This is a genomic window from Corallococcus sp. CA047B (genome assembly GCF_003612065.1).
Lineage (GTDB): Bacteria > Myxococcota > Myxococcia > Myxococcales > Myxococcaceae > Corallococcus > Corallococcus praedator.
Genome location: NZ_RAWD01000550.1, coordinates 1 through 3,226 on the forward strand (window position 1 = coordinate 1; position 3,226 = coordinate 3,226).

2 protein-coding genes and 1 pseudogene are annotated in these 3,226 nt (G+C 71.3%); 2 read left to right on the forward strand and 1 reads right to left on the reverse strand.

What is annotated here, in order from left to right; translation table 11 throughout:
• Positions 1-61 precede the first annotated feature (61 nt).
• Positions 62-1,648: a glycosyltransferase family 39 protein gene (locus D7X74_RS40790; protein ID WP_199732990.1), complete on the forward strand. Its 1,587-nt coding sequence runs from the start codon at positions 62-64 to the stop codon at positions 1,646-1,648.
• 62 nt (positions 1,649-1,710) lie between these two features.
• Here D7X74_RS40790 and ruvX read toward each other — a convergent pair whose 3' ends face one another.
• Positions 1,711-2,169: a Holliday junction resolvase RuvX gene (ruvX, locus tag D7X74_RS40795; protein ID WP_120538317.1), complete on the reverse strand. Its 459-nt coding sequence runs from the start codon at positions 2,167-2,169 to the stop codon at positions 1,711-1,713.
• A gap of 213 nt (positions 2,170-2,382) precedes the next feature.
• Between ruvX and D7X74_RS40800 the strand changes: the two are divergent.
• Positions 2,383-3,226, forward strand: a pseudogene (locus D7X74_RS40800) (hypothetical protein); the annotation flags it as partial.

Genomic DNA, 3,226 nt, shown 5'->3' on the forward strand with positions numbered 1-3,226 from the left:
GGGCAGGAGGGTGGGTCGCCGGCTTGGCTTTGAGCCCTGCCTGCGTATCCTCGCGCGCGCCATGGTTCCCGCCTCGAGTCCCGCCGCCGTTGCTTCCCCCTCCGCAGTGCCCGGCCTGTCCGCGGTGCCCGCGCCACAGCCCGAGCCGTCGATGCGGTGGTTGGTGGGGCTGTTGCTCCTGGCGGCGCTGTTGCCCCGGCTGGGCGTGTTCTTCATCAACGAGAACCTCTACGGCGACGCGGTGGTGCGCACGGAGCTGGCGGAGCGGTGGTGGGCTTCGCCGCACGTCATCACCTCCTACAAGGATGGGACGTTCCAGTTCGGCCCCCTGCACCTGTACCTGGTGGGCCCGTTGCTGTCGGTGTTCGACCGGGACGTGGCGGGCCGGCTGGTGAGCCTGGTGTTCGGCGTGCTGTCGGTGGTGCCGCTGTTCGCGCTGACTCGGCGGTTGTTCGGCTGGCGCGCGGGCGTGGCGGCGGGGCTGGCCTTCAGTGCCTGGGGCATGCACCTGCAGTTCTCCACCACGGCAGGCAGCGAGGCGGTGTCGCTGTGCTTCATGCTGGGGGTGTTCGCGCTGGTGGCCGAAGGGGTGGAGGAGAACCGCTTCCAGCCGCTGTTCTGGGGCGCGGTGCTGCTCAACTTCGCGTGCGCGCTGCGCTACGACGCGTGGATGTACATCCCGCTGCTCACGGTGGCGCTGGTGTTCAGCAGCGAGGACCGGGTGGCGTCGCTCACGCGCGCGGTGGGCTTCGGGCTGGTGTGCCTGCCGTTTCCGCTGTTGTGGATGCAGGGCAACGAGCTGGCGCACGGCGACCCGTTCTTCCCGCTCAACGCGGTGGAGGACTTCCACCGGCAGTGGGTGGTGGACTCCGGTGGGGCCGGCGGCTCGCTGGGGTGGCGGCTGCAGCAGCTGGGGTTCTGGCCGGCGGTGGCGCTGTTCACGCTGACGCCCGGCGTGGCGCTCCTGGGCGCGGTGGGCATGGTGAAGGCGTGGAAGCAGCACCCGGAGACGCGCTGGCTGGTGGTGGCGGCGGTCCTGCCCGCGCTGTACTTCACCTTCCGCGCGGCGGTGATGCTGAGCTTCGTGCCGCTGGCGCGCTTCACGGTGACGCAGCTGGTGCTGCTGCCCGTGTTCCTGGCGCCGGGCTTCGCGGCGGTGGTGGCGGGCCGGAGCGCCTTCGCGCGCCGCGCGGTGGTGGGCGTGAGCGCGGTGCTGGCGGTGGTGATGCCGGTGGCGCTGGGCATCTACACGTTCCGCGTGGAAGGCGGGCTGCATGACTCCCTGCGCCCCGTGAGCCCCACGTCCACCAACCCGGTGGCGGTGATGCAGGTGGCGCGCTTCCTCAAGGAGGAGGTGGCGGCCCGGGGCGGCGCGGCGGCCATCGACGATGACCCGCGCTACATGGACCTGCAGCTGGCCTTCTTCTCCAACCTGCCGGAGCTGCGCATGGCGCGCGTGCGCTGGGACACCTTCCGCCAGCGCCTCCAGGACGCGAAGCCGGACGTGGTGGTGCGCTTCGACGAGGGCAACCTGCTCAAGGACAAGGGCGTGACGCTGGACGGGCGGACGCTGACGGTCGACGGCGTGGCGTACGTGGAGCAGGACGGCTTCCAGGCCCCGCTGCACGTGTACCGCCGTCAGCCGTAACGCATCGGAGGGGCCCCGGGGCTCGGGGCCCGGGGGCCGCTTTCAGCGGCTCCAGGCTTCGTTCACGCCTCCGGGTCGTAGTCTTCCGGGTCGTAGCCTTCTTCGACCGGGGCGCGGTGCGCGTCCAGCCAGCCCTGCAGGATGAACTGCGCGGCGAGCTGGTCGATGACCTCGCGCCGCTTCGCGCGGCTGACGTCCGCCTCCAGCAGGGTGCGCTGGGCGGCCACGGTGGACAGCCGCTCGTCCCACAGCTCCACGGGCAGTCCGAGCGCCTGGCCGAGCACGTCCGCGAACTTGCGTGAGGCCTCCGCGCGCGGCCCTTCCGACCCGTTCATGTTGAGCGGCAGGCCCAGGACGAAGCGGGTGACCTCGTACTCCTTCACGAGCCGGGACAGCTCCGCGAGGTCGGCCTTGAGCGACGCGCGTCGCACGGTGGTGACGGTCTGGGCGGTGAGTCCCAGTCCGTCGGAGACGGCCACCCCGATGGTCTTGGTGCCGTAGTCGAGCCCGAAGGTGCGCATGCGCGGCGGACTCTAACCGCAATCCCTCGCGGTGGACCGACCCGTCCGCGCCTGGGGACGCACGCCGGCCCTCCACGCGTCCAACCCCTGGATATGGCTCGCGCCGCCCCGTGCCGCGGCCGGCATCGCCGCTGCAATGACCGGGTCCCGTCCGAAGAGACGGCGCGCGGTCCTCTGGCAGCACCTCCTTCAACCCATCGCGCGGGAGTTTTGATGCTCGACATCCTCAAAGGCGTGGCGAACCTGCTGGGCGGTCCCATGACCGCCGTGGTCGACCTGGCGGGCAATGCCCTGGGTCTGCCCCCGGTCCTCACCAACTCCATCAAGACGGCCGCCGGGGTGATGACCGGCAACGTGATGATGGCGGCCAGTGGCGCGCTGGGCGTCGCGGATGAACTGAAGAAGAACCCACCGGCGAAGACGGAGTACTGCGCGCCCCAGGACGCGGCGAAGGCATCCGCGGGCTACGCGCCCTCCGCGAACGCAGGGGGCTCGCAGGCGGGATCCGGCGTCTCCGGAAGCCGGAGCCCGCTGGATCCGAAGCTGCTGGACTACGCGGACTCGCTGCGCACGCTGGAGGCGAACTTCGGCTACCTGGACCTGATGGACGGCCGCAAGGACGGCACGCTGTCGCACGGCGACCTCCAGCGCATCTCGCAGGACGCGAACGTGTCGCCGTCGTTGCGGGACGCGGCGAAGTTCATGGTCGAGAACCGGGGCTTCTTCGAGCAGGTGGACACGGCGAAGAACAAGGTGCTCTTCGTTCCAGTGCCGAACTTCAACGACGACCGCATCGACCTGATGAGCCTCCAGCAGGAGTCGAAGCGGCTGGCCGCGGACTTCGCGAAGTACGGACGCCCGGAGCGCCCGGGCCGTCCCTCGCCCACGCCGTCGGATTGCCAGCCGGCGCCGTCGGACTGCGCGCCGCCCGCCACGGGAGGTGGCTCCGGGCCGGGCCCGGGCAGTGGCGCGGGGCGTCCGGGCAGTGGTGGCACGGGAGGCGCGGGGCGTCCGGGCAATGGTGGCTCGGGTGGCTCGTCGGGTCACGGTTCGGATG